The organism is Kitasatospora sp. NPDC001664, assembly GCF_053596675.1.
Map to the genome: position 1 here is coordinate 1 of NZ_JBSFGS010000048.1, position 20678 is coordinate 20678.

Sequence of the window (20678 nt, forward strand, 5' to 3'; positions counted from 1 at the left end):
AAGACCCGCTCCGGCAAGATCATGCGCCGCCTGCTCCGCGACATCGCCGAAGGCCGCGAGGTCGGCGACACCACCACCCTCGCCGACGCCTCCGTCATGAACACCATCCAGTCGCAGCTCCCGGCCAACGACCAGGGCTGACCACCCCAGAACCGGACTGCCGCCGGCCATGCCCTGACCCCGGGCCGGCGGCAGTCCACCACCTCCCGCCCGGGCGGGGTCGTCACGATGGCACCAGCGACGGCCAACTCCCCGGCACCGGACGGGAGCACGGACGGTAGCCGTTGAGGGTCGGCGCACCGTCCACCGAGCCGCCGGGCACCGCTCCGCACAAGCGGTCCCCGGCGGCACTCCCCCACCCCCGACAGACCGTCAGGCCCCGCGCCCACGCGGGCCCCAGCCACCACGGCACACTCGGTCACCGCGCGGACGGGGCGGGTGCGTTCGACCCCGCAGTCCCGGGCCGGCACAGTCACCGGCGAACCACCGCCCGGGCGATCTCCGCCCACTCCACGGCTGGGCGTCGCCAACTCGGTGGTCGCCGTGGAGACCGGCGTCACCCGGGTCGACGCCCGAGTCACTCCTTCCGCCGCATTCCTCGTCCGATCCGGCCCGACGGCCGTCCGGCCACAGCTAGGCTGACCGCGCCCGTTGACGAGTGATCAGGGAAGAGGGGGTGTGCCGTGGTCGAAACCCCGCACGTGTGCGCGTACCAGCAGCTGCCGGCGGACGGGCCGCTCTCGGCGGGCTGGTGCATCGAGCGGTTCGCCCCGGTGCTGCGGGCGCTGCCCGAGGGGTTGGACGAGCAGTCGGTGAGCCGGCCGGAGCTCCTGCTGCACCAGGAGACGCTGAGCGGCCGCCGCTGGGAGATCTACTACGTGCCGTTCGACCGGATCGACCCTGCGGCCCGGGTGACACTGGTCGGCATCACGCCGGGCCGCCGCCAGCTGCACCTCGCCGTGCAGGCGGCCCGCGCGGCGTTGCTCGCGGGGGCGGAGCCGGACGAGGCGGTCCGGCTGGCCAAGCAGACCGGGGCCTTCGGCGGCGCGATCCGCACCCACGCGGTGGCGATGCTCGACGGGATCGGCCTGGCCGACGCGTTGGGGCTGGCGACCACGGCCCGGCTCTGGGACCCGCAGGAGCGGGTGGCGGCGTTCACCTCGGCGGTCGGGCACGCGGTGTTCGTGGACGGGGCGAACTGGAACGGGGCGTCGCTGACCAGGATTCCGGTGCTGCGGACCTTCGCCGAGCAGGCGCTCGGGGCCGAACTGGCCGCGATGCCCGAGGCCTTGGTGATCCCGTTCGGCAAGGCGGCCACCGAGGCGGTGCAGCTCTCGGTGGATTCGGGGCGCATCAGCGCGGAGCGCTGCCTGTTCGGCTTCCCGCACCCGTCCGGGGCGAACGGCCACCGCAAGCGGCAGTACGACCAGGAGCGGGAGCGGCTCACCGAGGCGGTCACCGCTTGGAGGACCGCCACCGCCGCCCGATGACCCGAGCGGCCCCCACGACGCCCGGCGACCCGAGCGGCCCGGCGAGTCAGCGGGCGAGCGAGACGGCGAAGGGCCTGAAGCCGTCCCGGCGCAGGAGGTGGGGCACGACGAGGATCATCGCCTCGGTGGCGCGGGCGGTGGCGATGCCGCCGAGGTCCTCGATCCATCCGGGCTGCCAACCCAGGTCGCCGAGAAGACCGGTGACGGTCCGTTTGGCGTCCGGGTCGTCACCCGACAGGTAGGCGGTCGGCGGGGTGGCCAGGCTCTCCGGGGCGGTCATCACCGTGAACAGCATGGTGTTGAGGGTCTTGACCACGTGGGTGTCGGGGAGGGCGGCCTGCAGGAGTTCGGCCAGACTGCCGCCGGGGTGGCAGAGCTCGCCGGGCAGGCCGTCCGCCGCGTCGTGGGTGGCGTTGGAGACGTCGACGAGGACCTTCCCGGCGAGCTCCGAGCGCAGGCCGGCCAGGAGTTCCAGCGAGGTGTGGCCGGGGGTCGCATTGATCACCACCTCGGCCGTGCGGGCGGCGGTGCGCTGGTCGGCCACGGCCACGGCCGGGTGCGGGGCGGAGGCGGAAGCCGGGTTCCGGGCGCCGAGGGTGACGTGGTGTCCGGCGGCGGAGAGCTTGCGGGCGAGATTGGTGCCGACGCGGCCGGCGCCGAGGATGGCGATGGTGGTCATGGGGTGGTGCTCCTCAGGTGTCGGGAGGGAGGTGATGCCGGGTCAGGCGAGGGGCGCGAGGACCTCGAGGGCCGCGGCGTGGAGGCCGGGGGCCGAGGCCAGGAAGTCAGGGCTGCCCGTGGTCCAGGGGCGGCCCGCCAGGTCGGTGACGGTGCCTCCGGCCTCGGCGACCAGCAGGGCGCCGGCCACCAGCCCGGAGCGGACGTCGGAGAACTGCCAGAAGGCGTCCATCCGTCCGGCGGCGACGTGGATGAGCTGCATCGTGGCGGGCACCGACACCCGCACGACGAGACCGTTGACCAGCATCGCCGTGACGGACTCGCCGATCCGCCGGAAGGTGCGCTCGTCCTCGCCCGGCCGGGCCTGGCCGGTGCCGATCAGCGCGGCGCCCAGGTCGGTCTTGGCGGACACCGTCAGCGGCCGGCCGTTGAGGTGCGCGCCGGCGCCGGCCACGGCGGTGTACGTGTCACCGGTCAGCGGCAGGTGGACGACGGTGAGCACCGGCCGGTTGTCGCGGACCAGGGTGGCGGTCACCGACCAGTCGTCCATGCCGTGCACGTGGTTGATGTTGCCCTCGGCGGGGTCGACGACCCACCACTCCCCCGGCGGGAGCGCGCCGCCGGCCAGCTCGTCCTCGGCCCACCGCGATCCGGGGCGGGCCCGCAGCAGCGGCTCCCGCAGCACCGCGAGGACCGCGTCGTCGTTGGCGTGGATCTCGGCGACGACCTCGTCCAGGCTCACGCCCCGGGCGTGCGGGGTGTGGCGCTCGCGCAGCGTGCGACCGGCGCTCACGACCGCCTCGGTCACCTCGGCCAGCAGGGTCAGGTCGGCGGCGGAGTCGGCGGCGAAGGGCATGGCAGTGTTCATGAAGGTCTCCCCAAGGCTTCGATGGATCCGGGCGGCTCGTCCGCTCGCCCGCACTTCGAAGGTAGAAGCCCCGACGATTAACAACAAGTGCATGCTCTGCACTTGTAGAGTTACTCTCATGCAATTGGATCTGAACCTCCTCACGGCCCTGGACGCCCTGCTGGAGGAGGGCAGCGTCGCCGGCGCCGCCGCCCGACTGCACGTCACCGCGCCCGCGATGAGCCGCTCCCTGGGCCGCATCCGCAAGGCCACCGGCGACCAGATCCTGGTCCGCACCGGCCGCAGCATGGTCCCGACCACCCGCGCACTCGCCATCCGCGCCGAGGTCCACGCCCTGGTCCAGCAGGCGCACCGGCTGCTGTCGGCCCGGCAGGACCTCGAACTGGCCTCCCTGGAGCGGGTGTTCACCGTGCGCTGGCACGACGCCCTCACCTCCGCCTGCGGCCCCGCCCTGATCACCGCCGTCCACCGCGACGCCCCCGGCGTCCGGCTGCGCCTCTCCGCCGAACCCGGCACGGACGACGCCGAGCTGCGCCGCGGCGAGGTCGACCTGGAGTCGAGCTCCAGCCCGCCGACCCTCCCCGACATCCGCCACCGCCTGGTCGGCAGCGACCGCCTGGCGGTCGCCGTCCGGCCGGGCCACCCCCTCACCGAAGGCGCGCTGACCATCGAGCGCTACGCCGCCGCCGAACACCTCACGCTCTCCCGGCGCGGCCGGCTGCACGACGCGATCGACCACGCCCTGTCCGCCCGCGGTCTCGAACGGCGCGTCGTCGCCGCCGGGCCCACCGCCGCCTTCGCCCTCCAACTCGCCCTCGCCGGGGACCTGGTGGCCACCCTGCCCGAGGCGGTCACCCGTGCGGACCGCCACCGGCTCGGGCTGGTCACCCTGCCCCTGCCGGTCCCGATGCCCGAGGTCCCGCTGTACCTGCTGTGGCACCAGCGCTACGACGACGACCGCGCGCACGCCTGGCTGCGGGAGCTCGCCACCGAGACCGTCCGCGCCCTGTTCGTAGACAGTGGATCTGCGCCGACCAGCCATTCGACAGATTGAACCCGTTCAAATAAGCTGCGCGCGGCATCTCGGAGACCGATCAGGAGGACGGCCCGTGCGTGACGTGACGACTGCGGTGGTGGGTGCACTGCTGGCCCTGGAGGCCATGGCCCTGGTCGCCATGGGCTTCTTCTCCATGGCCATGTACGCCGTGGGCCTCACGGACGTCGGGGAGCCCTGGGGAGTCACCACCGGGATTCCGGTGATCGCGGTCTTCGGCGCGCTCCTGCTCCTCACCCTGTGCGGCGTGCGGCACGTGGTCCGCGTGCTCGGCCACCGCACCCGGCGCCGCTCCTGGAGCCTCCTCGCGCTGGCCGCCGTCCACGGCGCCTACGGCACCTCGCTCCTCCTGGACCTCGAAGGCCGCCCCCAGTACGGCGCGGCCTTCCTGCTGCTCGCCGCCGCCCAGACGGTGGCCGCCGCGAAGCCGGCGCGCGGCTTCGCGGAGTACCGCCTCGCCTGACCACCCGGCCGACCACAGCAGCCCGCCGACCACCGCGGCCCGACTACTGCGACGCCCGCACGGCCGCCCCGGCGGACGCGACGTCGAGGTCGACCACGACCTCCTCGCCCTCCCAGCGGCCGCGCTGCGCGATCGCGAGGCCGATGAACGCCAGCTCCGCGGCCCGGTCCCGCAGCACGTACTGCTCGTTGGACTCGGGCCCGGCCCCGCCCTCCTCGTCCCGCTCCCACGCGTCCACCGCGGCCTGCGCCACGCTCCTGGGCAGCCGCACGGTGACCCGGCCGGCCTGCGCGTCGACCCGCACCCCGATCGCCGCCAGCACCTTCGCGTCGTCCCGGTACCGGTCGTACTGCTCCTGATCCATCACGGGGCGAGGTTACCCGGCCCGCAGCGAGCCGGCCGGTCGCCGCTAGGATCCGGATCCTCGACAACAGGGGGACACCATGGGCATTTTTCGGCGTAGAGAGCGACGGGACGGGGCGGATGTCCCGCGCGACGGGGAGTTGACGCTCCTGTCGGAGGCCGAAGCCACTCGGCTGCGCGAGCTCGTCCGGACGGCCTTCGCGGAGCACGGCCTCGACGTGACGGTCGGACCGGCGAGCGCGACCGCGGGTACGGGGTGGAACTTCAACCTCGCCAACCTGGCGGCGGTGTGCCACAACGACGGCGGTGGCCCCCGGAGTTGGCCGGCCCTGGTGAACGAGCACGTCGCCCGGGTGGTCCGCTCGGTGGCCGCGCGGCAGGCTCCCCCGGCCCTGCCGCGCGAGGAGCTCCTGACCCGGGTCCACCCCCGCCTGGTGACGAGCGACCCCGCGAGCCTGAAGACCTTCGGCTACGGCCCCCGCTCGGTCCCGGGCCTGCTGGAGGTGCTGGCGCTCGACCTTCCGGAGACCGTCGACCTGCTGCCCGAGGACTCCCTCGCCGAGCTCGGCGGCCAGGAGGCCCTGCGGGAGCGTGCGTTCCGGAACCTGCGGGCCGTCGAGGCCGACCGGCACGAGGTGGTGACGGGTGACAACGGCACCCGCTTCGACGTCCTGACGGGCGACTCCTACTTCATCGGGTCCCTCGCCCTGATCATCGACGAGGTCGCGGCCCGCTACTCCGGGGACCTGCCCTCGCCCCACGGGATCCTGGTCGCGCTGCCGCACCGGCACGCACTCGCCTTCCACGTCGTCCGTGACCTGGAGGTGCTTCCCTCGCTGCACGGCATGGCGCGCTTCGCGGCCGCCGCGTTCACGGAGGCCCCGGGCAACCTGACCCCCTCGGTGTTCTGGTGGTTCGAGGGCGGCTTCACCGAGGTCGCCACCCACGGTGGCGCTGACCTTCCCGTGGTCCTCACTCAGGAGGGCACCGACTTGATGGCCCGAATCGGAGACCCCGGCGCCGAGGACTCGGAACGGCGGTCGGGCTGACCCACGGTCAGCTGCGCCGCGCACTCGCCCCGGTCGGCTCGGTGCGCACCCCGCAGGGCCGTCCGACGACACCGGCTCGCCCCGGCACACGGCGGCGTCGGGGCGAGTCGGTGAGCGGTGATGGGCTGTGATGAGCAGTGATGAGCAGCAGCCTTGAGTCGGCCCGTGACGTGACCTCAGATCACCTCTCGCCCAGGCGGGTTCAGTGCCAGTAGTGGTCGGCCCACGTGCCGCACGGCCACTGGATCACCTGGGCGCCCTTGTCGGTGCTGGCGCCCGGGATGGCCAGGCACTGGCGGCTGTTGTAGTTCACGATGTGGAGCCGGTTGCTGGAATCGACCAGGAAGGCCCAGTAGTGGTCGCGCCAGGTGCCGCACGGCCACTGGATCACCTGGGTTCCGGCGGTGGTGCTGGCGCCCGGGACGGCGAGGCACTTTCCGCTGTTGTAGTTGACGACCTGGTACCAGTAGTAGCCGCTTTCGGTGAACTTGTAGTTGGCCGTCCAGTAATGGTCGTTCCAGGTGCCGCACGGCCACTGGATCAGCCCGGTGCCGTCGGCGGTGCTGCCGCCGGGGACGGCGAGGCACTGGTTGCTGTTGTTGTTGATGATGTGGTCGTAGGCTCCGTTGAATCCGATGCCCTGCTGCGCCAGGGTGCCGCCCTTGGCGCCCAGGTACTGCTGGACCCGGTCCGGGCCGAGCGAGGTGAATCCCCGCAGGTCGGCGCCCTGAACGGTCACCGTGACGGTCTTCTCCGCCGCCGGCACCTGCGCGGAGGCGGTCCCTGCGGCCGTGAACCCGAAGACCGCCACGGTGGCCATCGCCACCGCGGCCCGGACCCACCGGCCCGACAACGACGCGATCGAATTCATAACAGCACTCCTGTCGGTTAATTGGACGGACAGTGTGCAGAAGAACGGCCTTTCGCCGTGTTCCCCTGCACGGCTGAGCACGGAGAAAGCTATCCCTCCGCCGCCGCCCGTCCAAGCCCCCGATTCCGGCCACTCACAGCCTGTCCGGATTTCCCTCCGGAATTGTCAATCCTGGTTCCATCTCCTCCAGTTGGTGCACAATTCAGCTTCGGGCAACCGCCTGCGCACGCACAGGGCAGCGGGGCCTGCCCGTTCGGGCAGTGTCGCGGGGCCGCGGGCGATCGCCGCCGGTCCGGCGTTGACAGTGCAGTTGGTCTAGTCCATTTTGGTGGGAGATCACCGATAGCCTCAACTCGAGGACTTCACTGCGGCTTTGAGAGCCGCGCGGCTTTGCCATGATCAGACGGAGAGTCCCGCAGCATGCAACGAGTCTGCCTCGCCCTGCCCACCATGCGTCCGTGCCCCGAAACCATCGTGGACCTCGCCGAGGAGGCGGCCTACGCCGTCGCGACCTTCGGGGTCGAGGTGCACCTCCTGGTCCTCGACACCACCGCCGCCGAGGCGTTCGCGAGCAACGCGGAGGCCGTGGCCGCCCTGACCCCCGCCCCCGGTGTCTTCGTCCACCACCTCGGCGAGGAGCAGCAGCGGCAGTGGCTGCGCGGGGCGGCGGAGCGCTCCGGCTCCTCCGCCGATCCGGAGCTGCTGCTGGAGCTGATGCTGCCGCCGGCCGTCGCGTACGGCTCCTGCGTCAACCGGCTGTTCCTGGGTGCGGCGGCGCTCGGCTGCACCTCGGTGCACCTGCGCAACGACGACTTCGAGTACCAGACCCAGGACGGGCAGAAGCTCTACCCGATCCACCACGAGCTGCTCTCGATCGGCCGCCCGGCCGGCGAGGCGGTCGCCGGGGTGACCGTCTCCGAGCTCGACCCGGCGGACGCGGCGATGCCGGTGATGGTGGTCAGCGGCTCGTTCATCGGCGAACTCAACGTGGACATCGGCGAGATCCGCGAGCTGGACCCGCAGGTCTACCACGACCTGGTGCGCCTGTGGACCCCGCCGGTCTGGCCGGACGAGGACCGGGACGCGATGGTCGACCTCTCCTTCAAGGGGGTCGGCGCCGAGCCCTTCGACACCGACCACTCGGTGCTCGGCGTGCCGGACATCTGGAACGTCTACATGTGCAACGTCGCCCTGGACCACCGGGCCTACGAGGTGCTGCCGCTGCTCCCCTCGGTGGACACCCTCGGCTGCGACTACGCACTGCTGCACGCCCTGGTCCACTCCCGCACGCCCGGCGTCGTCCACAACCGGCACATCGTCAACTACTACACGCCCGAGCGGCGCGTCGGCGCCGGGTTCGTCAACTACCAGCTGCGGTTCGTGAAACTGCTGCTCTCGATGCTGTACCTGTACCCGGTCTACGGCGGGATGATCGACCTCGGGCGCGGGCTGCTGAACGAGCGCGACGAGCTGAAGGTGGAGCCGATCCTGGAGCTGGTGCGCGGCACCTTCGACTGGGACCGGTCCGGGAACGAGCACACCCTTGACGTGGCCGAGGCCGCCTATCGCAAGCTGGGCGGCAAGTACGCCGAGCTCGCCGACGTGGTGGTCGAGCGCCGGCAGCAGCTGCTGGACGAGGCCCAGGAGGACGCCGAGCGCTGGGCGGTGCTGATCGAGGCCTGGGCCGGGATGGTGGCGGCCACCCGCGCCCACGGGTTCGGCCTCAACTCCCCCGAGGTGGCGGCCGAGTGAGTGCGCAGTACCTGATCCGGCAGCTGGCCGACGGCGACTGGGACGCCGTGGTCGCGCTGGAGCACGACGCCTACGCCGCCGACGGCCTCTCCGAGGGGCGGGAGGCCCTGCAGTCCCGCGCCCTGGCCTCACCCGCGACCTGCTTCGTGCTGGAGCAGCACGGCGAGGTCCGCGGCTACGCGCTCAGCCTGCCGTACCCGCCGCTGCGCTGCCCGGACCTGGCCCGGCCGGAGTCCACCGCGTTCGAGTCCGGGAACCTGCACATGCACGACATGGTGATCGCCGAGGACCTCCGCGGCCGGGACGTCGCGGAGGCGTTCATGCGCTACGTCCAGGCGCGGGCGGCGGAGGCGGGCTTCGAGGAGATCTCCATGGTGGCGGTGCGCGGCACCGACATCCTGCTGCGGCTGATGGGCTACCGCGCCCACCGCGAGGTGGCCGTCCCCGAGTCCTACGGGCGGCGGGCGGTCTACATGTCGATGCCGCTGGGGTGAGCGCCGGCACGAGCGGCCGCTTCGGGCCGGGGCGACCCTGCGGGGGCACCCCGGCCGGGGGCGGTCGAGGCGTTTCACAACTCCGGTGCGCACCAGACATGTTGGCGAACAGTGACGGGAAGGTCCAGGTCCGCGGCGACCGCCGCGCGGTACGGGCCCGGCACCGGGACGTCGGCCAGCCAGAGCGGCCCGGAGCCCAGGGGGCCCGCGTCGGGCAGGCGCAGCGGTGAGGGCCCCGCCAGCGCGAGGCCCAGCCCTTGGGCGAGCCGGCCGCCGTGGACCTTCACGACCGCCTCGCGGCGGCACCAGAGCCGGGTGAAGTGCTCGGCCCCCTCCGCCTCGGTGGGGGCTTCGAGGACCAACGCGGCGTCCGTAGGCGGGAAGTGACGGCGGGCGATCCGTGCGCCGACGCCGGGCGGGCGGAGCTCCTCGACGTCCACACCGACGCGGCGCCCTTCGGCGGCCGCCAGGACGGCCAGCGCCCCCGAGCCGGACCAGTTGACCTGGAGCACGGGGGCGGAGGACGGGTCGGAGGCCAGGGCGGAGTCGGACGGGTGGACGGGCTCCGGCTTGCCGTACGGCCCGTGCCGCCAGGCGAGCCGGTCCGCCTCGATGCCGAGCCGGGCGGACACCAGCAGGCGGACGGCACCGCGGGCGACGGTGAAGCGCGCACCCTGCACGGGGTCGTGCGCGGCGTCGGCGCGGGCGAGTTCGGCCGGGTCGAGCAGACCGCGCAGCCGCCGGACGACGGCCGGGGGCTGGTCGGTCGGGATCACCCAGACGTCGACCGGCCCGACGGCGGCACCGGCGGTGTCACCTGCGGTGGTCCCGGCTGTGGCGCTCACGCGAGCGTCAGGATGCTCAGCCGCCCCAGGCGCCGGTCGTGGTCGGCCACCAGCAGCGGGCCGCCGCCCCCGGTCTCCGGGTGGCGCGCGAGGTGCTCCGCCAACAGGCTCCAGACGCCGGTGAACGGCTGCCCGGGCGGCGCCGTCGTGCCAACGGCGTCCGTCGCGCCGACACCATCCGCTGGCTCCGCGTCCACCGTCGTGCCCGCGCCCAGCGCCGTACCCGCACCCACCGTCGTGCCCGCGCCCAGCAGCGTCCCGACACCCTCCGGGCCCCCGGTGCGGCCGAGGTCGGCGGCGAGCAACAGCCTGGCGCCGGTGCCGAGTTCGCGGTGCGCGGCGAGGACGTCGGCCAGCGCGAGCGAGCCGTCCGACTGCTCCTCCTGACGCACCCTCAACCCCTCCCCCTCACCCTCCTCGCAGACCAGCACCACGGCGCGGTGCTGCGCCGGCAGGGCGACGGACTCGGGGGCCTCGTAGTGCAGGACGCTCTGCTCCGCCAGGACCACCACGGCCCGCCGGCAGCCGCCGGTGCGGTGGTGGGCGGCGGCGATCCGCAGGGCGGTGAACGCGGCCGCGCTGCCCTGGTCGCAGATCGCGAAGGCCATCGGCTGTCCGGGGCAGTGGCGGCTGAGGTACAGCGCGGACGGGGCGGCGGGGCGGACGTCGTGGGAGGAGAAGGCGAGGATCAGCAGGTCGGCGGGCTCGTCCTCCGCGAGGACCTTCCCGAGCAGACCGGCGGCCATCTCGCCGTAGTCGTGGCCGGCGCCCTCGCGGAGCAGGTCCTCGCGCAGCGGCAGGCCGTACGGGCGGACCAGGTCGCCGACGAAGGCGCGCAGGTCGGGGTGGAGCGAGGCCTCCGAACGACCCTCGAACCCGGCGGCGAGCGCCCTGGTGACGCGCAGCCCACGCACCCCGGCGGCACCTGGCACGGACCCGGCCGAAGGCGCAGGCGCGGCCGAAGGCGAGGGGGCGACCGAGGGAGAAGGCGCGGCCGAGGGCGCGGGCACCGGCAGCGACACCGGGTCAGTCCTCCTCGACGATGTGCGCGACGACGTAGTCGGCGAGCCGGTCGATCGAGCGGAGGTCGTCCAGGGCGAGGCGCTCGACGTTGACCTGGATGTCGAGGGTCTCCTCGATCTCCAGCACCAGCTCGATGGTGCCGACCGAGGTGAGGCCGAGGTCGTCGAAGAAGCAGACGTTGTCGAGGTTCTCCGGGAGCTCGACGGTGAGGACGCGCGGCAGCGCCTCCTCGATTCCCCGCCGGACCCGGGCGCGCAGCTCGGCGTCGACCGGTCCGGTGGTGGAGGGTGCGGAGTCTGACATGGGTGAACCGTCCGTGGTGGGCGAAGGGTGGCGGGCGCCGGGCGGCGCGCCGGACCGGGGCGCACGGCGCGCTGACGGCACATCAGTGCTGCAGGACCATGGCCGAGAAGGTGGCGCCGATGCCTGCGGCGGCGATCAGGTAGTGATCGCCCGGCCGGAGCGCTCCGCCCGTGGTGGCGGTGCGGAGGTTGACGAAGGCGTCTGCGGCCAAACTGTGCCCCACCGCGGGCACGTTGTCCAGCACGACCCGCTCCACAGGATAGTCCAGTTCGCGGCAAATCATGCGCCAGGAAGCCTGGTTGACGTTGTGCGGAAGCAGCAGAGAAATCTCGGAGAGGTTTAGACCAGCCTGGTCGACGGCGGCCTGCAGGGTCTCGATCATGGTGGGCTGGTACTCCCGCTGGTACCGGGTCAGCAGCTCGGGGTCCTCGGCCAGCCGGCCGTCGAACTCCGGCCGCTGGCGCACCACGTAGGAGACCACCCGGTCCCGGGTGCCGCCGAGGCTGACCAGGCAGGCCGCCGAGGCCTCCGCGCAGATCGAGGTGTCCGGGACGAGCTGGGCGTCCCGGGTGAAGGTCTTCTCCCCCGCCACCACCAGGGCCAGCGCCGTGGGGTCGCCGTCGTCGGCCAGCAGGCGGCCCGCCAGGTCGACGGCCAACAGTGAGGTGGCGCAGGCCTGTTGGGTGACGGTGAACGCCGTGGCGCCGGTCAGGCCGAAGCGCTCGGCCAGCTCCTGGAGCGGGTTGAGCGGATAGGGCACCACGACCGGCATGCCGCGCGCGTGCAGCAGGTACCGGACCCGGTGCTCGTTGCCGCGCAGCTCGGGCAGGGCCCGGACGGCGGCGTCCAGCAGGTCGGGCAGCGTCCCGTCCGGGTCCAGGCGCACCTGGTCCAGGCCGTGGAAGCGGCGGAAGAGTCGAAGTTGACGTGGGGTCAGGCCGATCCGGGCGCCCACGTCCTCGATCGGTTCGATCCGTGGGGGGAGGTGGACGGCCACTGCCTCCAGTGCGGTCACCGGGCTAGTATTCCCACGCCCGGCAGGTCGCACAAGTGATCAACGACCCGGTGCCTTCCCCTTCCGCCCCCGTGCCGTCGAGCAGGTGGAGCCCCTTCATGCCTGATGCAGAGCCTTCCTTCGTACACCCCGATCTCGATCCGGAGCTGGTGGCCGCGCTCGTCGAGGCCGCCGACGCACTGCCCGAATGGGCAGAGTCGGTGGTCCCGCAGGCTCGTCTGGACGCCGATCTGGCGCTGGACGAGAGCGAGTTCGCCGTCCTGGGCACCCTGCTGCGGGTGCGCTTCGGTGCCGACCTGGCTGCCCTGCGGGCCGGTCTGGACCTGGACGGACTGGCGGCCCTGACCGTCGCGGACCTGATGGGGCTGGTGCGCCGGTGAGCCGCTTCCTGCTGGTGATGCCCCCGCTCGCCGGGCACGTCAACCCGGCCGCCGGGATCGCCGCCGAACTGGCCGCCCGCGGCCACCAGGTGGCCTGGACCGGGACCGAGACGGTGCTGGAGCCGCTGCTCGGCCCGCGGGCCACGGTGTTCGGGACCGGCACCCGCGCGTTCCGGGCGCTCGGCGGCCACGGCCTGGCCTCGGTCCGCTCGCTCTGGGAGGGCTTCGTGGTCCCCTACGCGAAGTTCACCATGAAGCCGCTGGACGCCGTGGTCCGCGAGTACCGGCCCGACGTGCTGCTGGTCGACCAGTACACCCCGGCCGGCGCCCTGCTGGCGCACCGTCACGGGCTGCCCTGGGCGAGCTTCGCCCCGGGGGCGATGGAGCTGGGCCGCCCGTACCGGGCCCTGCCGCAGGTGGAGGCCTGGATGACGGGCCACCTCGAGGCGCTCTGGCGCCGGGCCCGGCTGCCGGAGGAGGAGTTCACCGATCCGCGCTTCTCGCCGCACCTGGTGGTGGCCACCAGCGGCCGGGCGCTGCTCGCCGAGGACCTGCCGGACACGCCCCGGTACGCCCTGGTGGGGCCGGTGCTGACGGAGCGTCCGGCGGACCCGTCCTTCCCCTGGGAGCGGCTGGACCCGGCCCGGCGCACCGTCCTGGTCACCATGGGCACCCTCTCGGACGCGGTCGGCGCGGACTTCCTGGACCGCACCGTCCGGGCGCTGGCCCGGCACGGCGAGGGCATCCAGGCGGTGGTGGCCGCGTCCGCCGGGGCACTGCCGACTGCCCTTCCGGACACGGTGGTCGCGGTGGAGCGGGCACCGGTCCTGGAGCTGCTGTCGAGGGGCTCGCTCGACGCGGTCCTCTGCCATGGTGGAATGAACACCGTGGGCGAAGCACTGGCCCACGGTGTCCCCCTGCTCCTGGCGCCGATCCGCAACGACCAGCCCTTCGTGGCTCAGCGGGTCGCCGAGGCCGGGGCCGGTCTGCGGGTGCCCTTCACCCGGGCCTCCCCCGCGACCGTCGCCGAGCGGCTCCGACGGGTGCTCGACGATCCCTCCTTCCGCACGGCCGCGCAGCGGCTCGGCCGTGAACTGCTGGCCGGAGGCGGGGCGGTGACGGCCGCCGACCGCCTGGAGGCACTGGCCGCCGGCACGCCCGCATCCCCTTCGCACTGAACCGTTCCACCGCTCACTGGAGTTCTGGTTGATCGAGACCAAGGGCCTTCGCAAGTCCTATCCGTCCGGACGACGCGGCCGCACCGTGGTCGACGCCGTCCGCGGCATCGACCTGGCCGTCGGGGGAGGCGAGATCTTCGGACTCCTCGGCCCCAACGGCGCCGGGAAGACCACCACCCTGCGCATGCTGGCCACCCTGATCCGCCCCGACGGGGGCGAGGCCCGGATCGCCGGGGCGGATCTGCTGGCCGACCCGGCCGGCGTCCGCCGCCGCATCGGCTACGTCGCCCAGGGCGGCGGCACCGCCGACACCGTCACCGGCCGCGAGGAACTGGTGCACCAGGCCCGGCTGTACGGCAGTTCCAGGGCCGAGGCCCGGCGGCAGGCCGAGGACGCGCTGAAGGCCTTCGAGCTCACCGAGTTCGCGGACCGCACCTGCCAGACCTACTCGGGCGGCCAGCGCCGCCGGGTGGACATCGCGCTCGGCGTCATCCACCAGCCGGCCGTGCTCTTCCTCGACGAGCCCACCGTGGGCCTGGACCCGGCCAGCCGGAGCCAGGTGTGGGCCGAGATCAAGCGGCTGCGCACCGAGGGCATGACGGTGGTGGTGACCACCCACTACCTGGACGAGGCCGACGCGCTCTGCGACCGGATCGCGATCGTCGACCACGGCGAGGTGGTCGCCGAGGGCACCCCCGAGGAGCTCAAGCAGGAGGTCTCCGGCGACGTGGTGGTGCTCACCGGCCTGGACGTCGAGGACGCCGCCAAGGCGCTCGCCGACGCCCCGTACCTGCACCGCACCGAGACCCCCGCCGAGGGCGGCCTGCGGCTCTACGTCCGGGACGGCGCCACCGCCATCCCCCGACTGCTGCCCGCCCTGGCCGAGGCCGGTCTGACCCCGGCCACCGTCCAGCTCCAGCGCCCCAGCCTGGACGACGTCTTCCTGGCCCGCACCGGCCGCTCCCTCGACCAGTCCTGACGATCCGTGACGATCCATGAGGTCCCTTCGTGAAGCTCGCCCGTGACACCTGGCTGGTCTTCCAGCGCCAGCTGCTGCTGATGTGGCGCACCCCGGTCTGGCTGGTCGTCGGACTGGTCCAGCCGGTCTTCTACCTGCTGCTCTTCGCCCCGCTGCTCAAGCGGGCGCTCGAACCGATGGGCGCCACCACCTACGCCGAGGCCTACCAGATCTACGTGCCGGGCCTGTTGGCCGTGCTCTGCATCTTCGGCGGCCTGTACACCGGCTTCAGCCTGCTCGGCGAGCTCAAGGCCGGCGTCGTCGAACGCTCCCGGGTGACCCCGGTCAGCCGGCTGGCCCTGCTGCTCGGCCGGGCACTGCGCGAGGTCGCGGCGCTGCTCGTCCAGGCGGTGGTGATCACCCTGCTCGCCCTGCCGTTCGGCCTCCGCGTCGGCCCGCTCAACCTGTTGCTGGCCTACCTGCTGCTGGGCCTGCTGGCGCTGATGACCTCGGCCATCTCCTACGGCATCGCCCTGGTGCTGCCCAACGACGCTGCGATGGCACCGGTGGTCAACACCCTCTCCCAGCCGATCGCCCTGCTCTCCGGGACCCTGCTTCCGCTGGCGCTGGCGCCGGTGTGGCTGCAGACCGCCGCCAAGTGGAACCCCTTCTACTGGGCGGTGGAGGGCATGCGGTCCCTGTTCTCCGGCCACCTCGGGGACAGCGTGGTCTGGCAGGGCCTGGCGGTGGTCGTGGTGATGACGGCCGCCGCGGTGTGGTGGTCGGCCCGGCTGTTCTCCTCCCGGGTGCGGTAGATGCGGTAGCGCTCCTGACGCCGAAGGGGGCCGGGTCCCGGGACCCGGCCCCCTTCGGCGTGCCTACGCCCGGGCCCGGACGAAGTCGGCCAGCCGGGCCACGCCCTCGACGATCTGAGCCTCGCTCAGGGCGCTGACGGAGAGCCGCAGCCGGCGCTCGCCGCCGCCCGCCGGGTAGAACGGGGCCATCGGCGTCCAGAGCACGCCGTGCTCCCGCGCGCAGCGCTCCATGGCCGCCTCGTCAGCGGTGAACGGCACGTCGAGCACGGCGAAGAAGCCGCCCTCCGGCTCGTTCCACCGCACGCCCAGCCGGGCCCGTTCGGCGGCCGGGAAGTGGCGCTCCAACTCCCCCAGCAGCACGGTGAGGTTGGCCGCGTAGTGGGCGGTGGCGGGCGCGTTGGCGGCGCGCAGCCGGCAGTCGTGCGTGAGCAGCATGCCGCCGATCACCGCCTGGCTGAGCGCCGGGGTGTTCACGGTGGTCATGCTCTTCAGCTTGGCCAGCTGGTCGGCGAGCAGGCTGGTGGAGCCGTCCGGTGCGGTGACCGGCTGGTCGGCGAGGACGTAGCCGAGGCGGGCGCCGGGGAAGCAGGTCTTGGCGAAGGAGCCCAGGTAGACCACCCGGCCGTGCCGGTCGAGGGCCTTCAGGGTGGGCCGGTCTCCGGGCTCGCGGGCGAAGAAGCCGTAGGGGTTGTCCTCGATGACGAGCAGGTCCTCCGCGGCCGCGACCTCCAGCAGTGCGGTCCGGGCCTCGGTCGGCATGCTGGTGCCCGAGGGGTTGGCGAAGTCCGGGACGACGTAGAGCGCCCGGGGACGCCTGCCCTCGGCCCGCAGGCGGCGGACGGTGGCGGCCAGCGCGGCCGGGTCGCCCTCCGGCACGGGGACGGTGGCCACGTCCAGCAGCCGGGCCGCGCCGGTCACGCCGACGTAGCAGGGCGAGCTGACCAGCAGCACGTCGTCCGGTGTGGCGCAGAGCGCGCGCAGCACCAGCAGCATGCCCTCCTGCGCGCCGACGGTGACCACCACCGAGGCCGGGTCGACGGTCAGGCCCTCGTCGTTGGCGAGGGTGCGGGCGATCAGGTCGGCGATGACGCCCTTGGTGGGGCCGTACTGGAACAGCGCGGTGCGGACCTGGTCCTCCGTCAGGCCGCGGCCGCGCAGGTGGTCCAGGTAGACGTCGAGGTACTTCGCGACCTGTTCGGTCTCGAAGAAGCCTTCGTGCGGGCGGCCGGGGGCGAAGGAGAGGGCGTCGGGGTAGCGCTCGGTGACCTCGTTGAGGAAGGTCATCGCGTCCAGCAGCGGGTCGGCGAGCGAGCCGTGCAGCTCGGTCAGGGCGAGCGGGGGCAGCGGGCTCATGTGAGGGCCTCCCGCAGGCGGGCGGCCGCGTGCTCCTGGGCCGCGCGGCCGTCGTCCAGGGCGCCGGCCATGGCGAAGAAGCCGTGCGGCATGCCGTCGTAGCGGCGGAGTTCGACCTCCACCCCGGCTGCGCGCAGGGCCTCGGCGTAGGCCTCGCCCTCGTCGCGCAGCGGGTCGTACTCGGCGGTGATCACCGTGGCGGACGGCAGTCCTGACAGGTCGTCGGCCCGCAGCGGGGAGGCCAGCGGGTCGTCGCCGTCGGCCTGGTCCGCCAGGTAGTGGCCCCAGTACCAGGCGACCGAGCGGCGGTTGAACAGCAGCGGATCGTCGTGCTCGCGCACCGACGGGGTGTCGGCGCCGTGCTGGGTGTTGGGGTAGACGAGCAGCTGGTGGCGCAGGGCCGGGCCGCCCTCCGTCCGGGCGAGCAGGGTGAGTGCGGCGGCCAGGTTGCCGCCCGCGCTGTCCCCGGCCACGGCCAGGCGGGTGGGGTCGATGCCCAGCTCGGCAGCGTGCGCGGCGGTCCAGCGGGCGGCCGCGGCGACGTCGTGGACGGCGGCCGGGAAGGGGTGTTCGGGGGCGAGCCGGTAGCCGACCGCGACGGTCACGCAGCCGACGGCGTTGGTGAGGCGGCGGCAGATCGCGTCACCGGTGTCGAGGGAGCCGAGCGTCCAGCCACCGCCGAAGAGGTAGAGCAGGGCGGGCAGTCCGGGCGCGTCGCCCGGACGGTAGACCCGCAGGGTGAGCGGGCCGCCGGGGCCGGGGACGGTGAACTCCTCGACGGCGTGGACCGGTTCCGGGTTCCCGGCGGCGGCCTGGATCGAGGCCAGGTCGGCGGCCCGGGCGGTGGCCAGGTCGAGCGTGTAGAGAGGGGGCGTACCGGCCTCGGCGCGCTGCTTGCGCAGGGCCTCGGCCTGGGGGTGCAGTGGCAAGAGGTGCTCCAGGGAGGTGCGGGTGGTTCAGCCACCGGCGGTTCAGCGGCCGGTGGTGCGGTGTCCGGTGGTTCAGCGGTCGGCGGGCCGGGCCAGGACCGTGGGGTCGAGGTCGGCCAGCCGGGGGCGGCCCAGCAGGGCCATGGCGTCGTCGAGTTCGGCCGCCAGGAGGTCGAGCACCCCGGCGACGCCGTCCTCCCCGTCGGCGGCCAGGCCCCACAGGACCGGACGGCCGATCAGGACGGCCCGGGCTCCGAGGGCCAGGGCGAGCGCGACATCCGTGCCCGAACGGACACCTCCGTCCAGCAGGACGGGCAGGTTCTCCGGTACGGCGGCGACCACTTCGGGCAGAGCTTGCAGGGTCGGCAGGGCACCGTCGAGCTGCCGTCCGCCGTGGTTGGAGACCACGATCGCGTCCACGCCGTGCTCGGCGGCCAGCCGGGCGTCCTCGGCGGTGAGGATGCCCTTGAGGACGATCGGCAGGCTGCTGCGCCCGCGCAGCCAGGCCAGGTCCGCCCAGGTCAGGGTGGGGTCGAACTGCTCCTTGGCGTGCCCGGCGATGCCCGAACTCCCGTGCTCCGCACGGTGGCTGGAGGCCATCAGCGACTGGTCCAGGTTGACCGCCCGGACGTGCGCGGGGACGGCGAAGCCGTTGCGGGCGTCGCGCAGGCGGCGGCCGATCCGGGGGGCGTCGACGGTGAGCACCAGGGCGCGGTAGCCGGCCGCCTCGGCGCGCTCGATCAGCGCGGCCAGGGCCTCGCGGCGGCGCAGCCAGTACAGCTGGAGCCAGAGCGGTCCGGTGGCGGCCTCGGCGATGGATTCCAGCGTCCGGCTGGCGAAGATCCCGGCGGTCATCAGCGCCCCGCAGCGGCCCGCCGCACGGGCGGTGGCCACCTCCCCCTCGGGGTGGAACAGCTGGTGGTAGGCCATGGGCGCGATGCCGACGGGGGTCCGCAGCGGGCTCCCGAGCAGGGTCAGCGCCTGGTCGGTGGCGGAGACGTCGACCAGGGTGCGCGGGCGCAGGCGGCACCGTTCGAACGCGTCCCGGTTGGCGGCCACGGTCCGTTCGGCGCCGCTTCCGCCCTGGACGAAGTCCCAGAGCTCCTCGGGGAGTCGGGCGCGGGCCGCGCGTTCGACGTCGGGGAGTTCGAGAGGCTGCACGGGCTTCCCTTCCGGGCAGGCCGCACGCGGGCCCGTCCCGATTCGGCAGCCTAGCGCCGATTGGTATAGACCTTGCCTTGGCTCGATCGTCTGTGCAATCGTCAGAAACCGAACCGGCCCCGTCGATCGAGGCCGCTGTCCATGCAACCAGCCCCTCGTGGAGTGGCGTTGACCGGCTCTTCTTCCCAACCTCCCCTGCCGGCCGGGACCTCGAACACCAAGGCCCCGCACGACTGGGTGGATCGATTCCTCCTGGCCGGCCCCGATGACGAGGAGTGCCTGCACTTCGGCACTCCCGTCGACCGCAGGACCCTGCGCGCGCTCGTCGCCGAGCAGGCCGCGCGGCTCACCGCCGCGGGCCTGTCGCCCGGCGGCACGGCCGCGCTGCGGCTGGCGCCCTCGCTCGGCTACGTCGCCGCGCTGCTGGCCTGCTGGCAACTGGGCGCACAGGCGCTCCTGTTGGACCACCGCCTGACCGACCACGAGGTCGCGCTCGCCGTCCAGCGACTGGCACCCCAGGTGCTGGTGGAGTCGGCGCACCGCTCCTCGGGGGCGGCCCTGCGCGGCTTCGCCGAGACCGACCCCGAACCGCACGCCCTCCCGGGCGGGCGCCCGGCCGCGACCGGCCACGCCCTGCTCCAGCTGAGCTCGGGCTCCACCGGCCCCGCCAAGGTGATCGCCCGCACGGCGGCCGACCTGCTGCGCGAGCTCGACTGCTACCGGCGGCTGGCGGCCTTCCCGAAGGCCGGCGAGCGGGTGGTCCTGCTCTCCTCCGTGGTGCACGTCCTCGGCCTGGTCGGCGGGCTGCTCAACAGCCTGCACGCCCACGTGCCGCTGACCGTCCCCGAGCGGATGACGGCGGCCGGGATCCTGGCCGCCGTCGGCCGGGACGACCGCCCCACCACGGTGATCGGCGTCCCCTTCCACGCCGAACTGCTCGCCGCCGCCACCGCTCCCCCGCCGCTGCCGCAGCTGCGCCGGATGATCGTGGCCGGCGAGCTGGTCCGCCCCGGGGTGCCCGCCGCCTTCACCGCCCGCTACGGCGTGCCGCTGGGCACCATGTACGGGATGACCGAACTGGGCGTCATCGCGACCGACTTGGACGGCGCCCTGCACCCGCAGGCCGCGCCGGTGCACGGCACGGTGCTGCGCGAGGACGGTGGCGAACTCCACATCGCCATGGCCGGCTCGCCGTACCCCGGCCTGACCGACCCCACCCGCTGGTCGGACGGCTGGCTGCACACCAGGGACGCCGGCCGGGTCGACCCCGCGACCGGGCTGGTCACCGTGCTCGGCCGGCGCGACTCCCAGGTCTCCATCGGCGGCCTCAAGGTCGACCTGACCGAGGTCGAGCAGACCCTGACGGCCCTGCCGTCGGTCCAGGAGGCCGTGGTGGTCTTCGCGGACGGCGCCATCGAGGCCTTCCTGACCACCGGTCAGGACGAGGACCAGGAGACCGTCCGCCAGGCCCTGACCCGCGAACTGGCCGCCTACAAGCGGCCCCGGCGGCTCTCCTTCCTCCCGGCGCTGCCCCGCACCGCCACCGGCAAGCTCGTGCGCGACGTCACCGCCCTGCACGACGCGGCCGCCCGTTCCCTCTGACCCACCGCACCACCACCCCGACACAGCACGAGGA

22 protein-coding genes are annotated in these 20678 nt (G+C 73.6%); 11 read left to right on the forward strand and 11 right to left on the reverse strand.

Annotation, left to right across the window (positions count from 1 at the left end):
- Positions 1–683: 683 nt before the first annotated feature.
- The gene (locus ACWCYY_RS38370; protein ID WP_449798687.1) at positions 684–1490 is read left to right on the forward strand and encodes a hypothetical protein; all 807 of its coding nucleotides are present in this window, start codon (positions 684–686) and stop codon (positions 1488–1490) included.
- Between the two features lie 46 nt (positions 1491–1536).
- On the opposite strand, the gene ACWCYY_RS38375 is transcribed toward ACWCYY_RS38370, so the two are convergent.
- Positions 1537–2169, reverse strand: a complete 633-nt coding sequence (locus ACWCYY_RS38375) for an NADPH-dependent F420 reductase (RefSeq protein WP_449798688.1) — start codon at positions 2167–2169, stop codon at positions 1537–1539.
- Between the two features lie 42 nt (positions 2170–2211).
- Entirely contained in the window at positions 2212–3036 is an 825-nt protein-coding gene (locus ACWCYY_RS38380) for an inositol monophosphatase family protein (protein WP_345288350.1), read from the reverse strand.
- A gap of 118 nt (positions 3037–3154) precedes the next feature.
- Here ACWCYY_RS38380 and ACWCYY_RS38385 point away from each other — a divergent pair, with 118 nt between their 5' ends.
- On the forward strand, positions 3155–4090 hold the full coding sequence (locus tag ACWCYY_RS38385; RefSeq protein ID WP_449798689.1) for a LysR family transcriptional regulator: 936 nt from the start codon (positions 3155–3157) through the stop codon (positions 4088–4090).
- A gap of 55 nt (positions 4091–4145) precedes the next feature.
- Positions 4146–4553 (forward strand): hypothetical protein, encoded by a 408-nt coding sequence (locus ACWCYY_RS38390; RefSeq protein ID WP_345288353.1) that lies wholly within the window; start codon positions 4146–4148, stop codon positions 4551–4553.
- 43 nt (positions 4554–4596) lie between these two features.
- Here ACWCYY_RS38390 and ACWCYY_RS38395 read toward each other — a convergent pair whose 3' ends face one another.
- On the reverse strand, positions 4597–4920 hold the full coding sequence (locus tag ACWCYY_RS38395) for a hypothetical protein (RefSeq protein ID WP_449798690.1): 324 nt from the start codon (positions 4918–4920) through the stop codon (positions 4597–4599).
- 136 nt (positions 4921–5056) lie between these two features.
- Between ACWCYY_RS38395 and ACWCYY_RS38400 the strand changes: the two genes are divergently transcribed.
- Entirely contained in the window at positions 5057–5965 is a 909-nt protein-coding gene (locus ACWCYY_RS38400; protein ID WP_449798691.1) for a hypothetical protein, read from the forward strand.
- Between the two features lie 202 nt (positions 5966–6167).
- Here ACWCYY_RS38400 and ACWCYY_RS38405 read toward each other — a convergent pair whose 3' ends face one another.
- On the reverse strand, positions 6168–6836 hold the full coding sequence (locus ACWCYY_RS38405; RefSeq protein ID WP_449798692.1) for an RICIN domain-containing protein: 669 nt from the start codon (positions 6834–6836) through the stop codon (positions 6168–6170).
- A 420-nt stretch (positions 6837–7256) separates the two neighbouring features.
- Here ACWCYY_RS38405 and ACWCYY_RS38410 point away from each other — a divergent pair, with 420 nt between their 5' ends.
- On the forward strand, positions 7257–8588 hold the full coding sequence (locus ACWCYY_RS38410) for a DUF6271 family protein (RefSeq protein WP_449798693.1): 1332 nt from the start codon (positions 7257–7259) through the stop codon (positions 8586–8588).
- Complete coding sequence (locus tag ACWCYY_RS38415) at positions 8585–9082, forward strand: GNAT family N-acetyltransferase (RefSeq protein ID WP_345288362.1); 498 nt, start codon at positions 8585–8587, stop codon at positions 9080–9082. The genes ACWCYY_RS38410 and ACWCYY_RS38415 overlap by 4 nt, the downstream gene beginning before the upstream one ends.
- Before the next feature lie 74 nt (positions 9083–9156).
- Here the strand turns inward: ACWCYY_RS38415 and ACWCYY_RS38420 are convergent, their stop codons facing one another.
- From ACWCYY_RS38420 to ACWCYY_RS38435, 4 genes are all read right to left on the reverse strand, one after another.
- Positions 9157–9927, reverse strand: coding sequence for a 4'-phosphopantetheinyl transferase family protein (locus ACWCYY_RS38420; protein WP_449798694.1), 771 nt, complete (start codon positions 9925–9927; stop codon positions 9157–9159).
- Positions 9924–10841: a hypothetical protein gene (locus tag ACWCYY_RS38425; RefSeq protein ID WP_449798695.1), complete on the reverse strand. Its 918-nt coding sequence runs from the start codon at positions 10839–10841 to the stop codon at positions 9924–9926. The genes ACWCYY_RS38420 and ACWCYY_RS38425 overlap by 4 nt, the downstream gene beginning before the upstream one ends.
- A gap of 112 nt (positions 10842–10953) precedes the next feature.
- A complete protein-coding gene (locus ACWCYY_RS38430; protein ID WP_345288368.1) occupies positions 10954–11253 on the reverse strand; it encodes an acyl carrier protein in 300 nt (99 codons plus the stop codon).
- Between the two features lie 82 nt (positions 11254–11335).
- Complete coding sequence (locus tag ACWCYY_RS38435; protein WP_449798696.1) at positions 11336–12268, reverse strand: 3-oxoacyl-[acyl-carrier-protein] synthase III C-terminal domain-containing protein; 933 nt, start codon at positions 12266–12268, stop codon at positions 11336–11338.
- A 98-nt stretch (positions 12269–12366) separates the two neighbouring features.
- On the opposite strand from ACWCYY_RS38435, the gene ACWCYY_RS38440 reads away from it, so the two are divergent.
- From ACWCYY_RS38440 to ACWCYY_RS38455, 4 genes are read left to right on the forward strand one after another with little or no spacing between them, the layout of a single operon-like run.
- On the forward strand, positions 12367–12648 hold the full coding sequence (locus ACWCYY_RS38440; RefSeq protein WP_345288371.1) for a hypothetical protein: 282 nt from the start codon (positions 12367–12369) through the stop codon (positions 12646–12648).
- Positions 12645–13826, forward strand: a complete 1182-nt coding sequence (locus ACWCYY_RS38445; protein WP_449798697.1) for a glycosyltransferase — start codon at positions 12645–12647, stop codon at positions 13824–13826. Before ACWCYY_RS38440 ends, ACWCYY_RS38445 begins: the two co-directional genes overlap by 4 nt.
- A gap of 28 nt (positions 13827–13854) precedes the next feature.
- Positions 13855–14805 (forward strand): ATP-binding cassette domain-containing protein, encoded by a 951-nt coding sequence (locus ACWCYY_RS38450; protein WP_449798698.1) that lies wholly within the window; start codon positions 13855–13857, stop codon positions 14803–14805.
- A 29-nt stretch (positions 14806–14834) separates the two neighbouring features.
- A complete protein-coding gene (locus ACWCYY_RS38455) occupies positions 14835–15599 on the forward strand; it encodes an ABC transporter permease (protein ID WP_380149475.1) in 765 nt (254 codons plus the stop codon).
- 63 nt (positions 15600–15662) lie between these two features.
- Here ACWCYY_RS38455 and ACWCYY_RS38460 read toward each other — a convergent pair whose 3' ends face one another.
- The 3 genes from ACWCYY_RS38460 to ACWCYY_RS38470 form a co-directional block, all read right to left on the reverse strand.
- Positions 15663–16952: an aminotransferase-like domain-containing protein gene (locus tag ACWCYY_RS38460; RefSeq protein ID WP_449798699.1), complete on the reverse strand. Its 1290-nt coding sequence runs from the start codon at positions 16950–16952 to the stop codon at positions 15663–15665.
- Positions 16949–17881, reverse strand: coding sequence for an alpha/beta hydrolase (locus tag ACWCYY_RS38465; protein ID WP_449798700.1), 933 nt, complete (start codon positions 17879–17881; stop codon positions 16949–16951). The genes ACWCYY_RS38460 and ACWCYY_RS38465 overlap by 4 nt, the downstream gene beginning before the upstream one ends.
- Before the next feature lie 72 nt (positions 17882–17953).
- On the reverse strand, positions 17954–19042 hold the full coding sequence (locus ACWCYY_RS38470) for an alpha-hydroxy acid oxidase (protein WP_449798701.1): 1089 nt from the start codon (positions 19040–19042) through the stop codon (positions 17954–17956).
- 237 nt (positions 19043–19279) lie between these two features.
- Here ACWCYY_RS38470 and ACWCYY_RS38475 point away from each other — a divergent pair, with 237 nt between their 5' ends.
- Entirely contained in the window at positions 19280–20644 is a 1365-nt protein-coding gene (locus ACWCYY_RS38475) for a class I adenylate-forming enzyme family protein (RefSeq protein ID WP_345281640.1), read from the forward strand.
- The last annotated feature ends 34 nt before the right edge of the window (positions 20645–20678 follow it).

What these genes read in the sequence shown, in the direction of transcription:
- ACWCYY_RS38375 (WP_449798688.1), bottom strand. Translation starts at nt 2,169, where the DNA reads ATGACCACCATCGCCATCCTCGGCGCCGGCCGCGTCGGCACCAATCTC.
- ACWCYY_RS38380 (WP_345288350.1), bottom strand. Translation starts at nt 3,036, where the DNA reads ATGAACACTGCCATGCCCTTCGCCGCCGACTCCGCCGCCGACCTGACC.
- ACWCYY_RS38385 (WP_449798689.1), top strand. Translation starts at nt 3,155, where the DNA reads ATGCAATTGGATCTGAACCTCCTCACGGCCCTGGACGCCCTGCTGGAG.
- ACWCYY_RS38405 (WP_449798692.1), bottom strand. Translation starts at nt 6,836, where the DNA reads ATGAATTCGATCGCGTCGTTGTCGGGCCGGTGGGTCCGGGCCGCGGTG.
- ACWCYY_RS38410 (WP_449798693.1), top strand. Translation starts at nt 7,257, where the DNA reads ATGCAACGAGTCTGCCTCGCCCTGCCCACCATGCGTCCGTGCCCCGAA.
- ACWCYY_RS38430 (WP_345288368.1), bottom strand. Translation starts at nt 11,253, where the DNA reads ATGTCAGACTCCGCACCCTCCACCACCGGACCGGTCGACGCCGAGCTG.
- ACWCYY_RS38440 (WP_345288371.1), top strand. Translation starts at nt 12,367, where the DNA reads ATGCCTGATGCAGAGCCTTCCTTCGTACACCCCGATCTCGATCCGGAG.
- ACWCYY_RS38460 (WP_449798699.1), bottom strand. Translation starts at nt 16,952, where the DNA reads ATGAGCCCGCTGCCCCCGCTCGCCCTGACCGAGCTGCACGGCTCGCTC.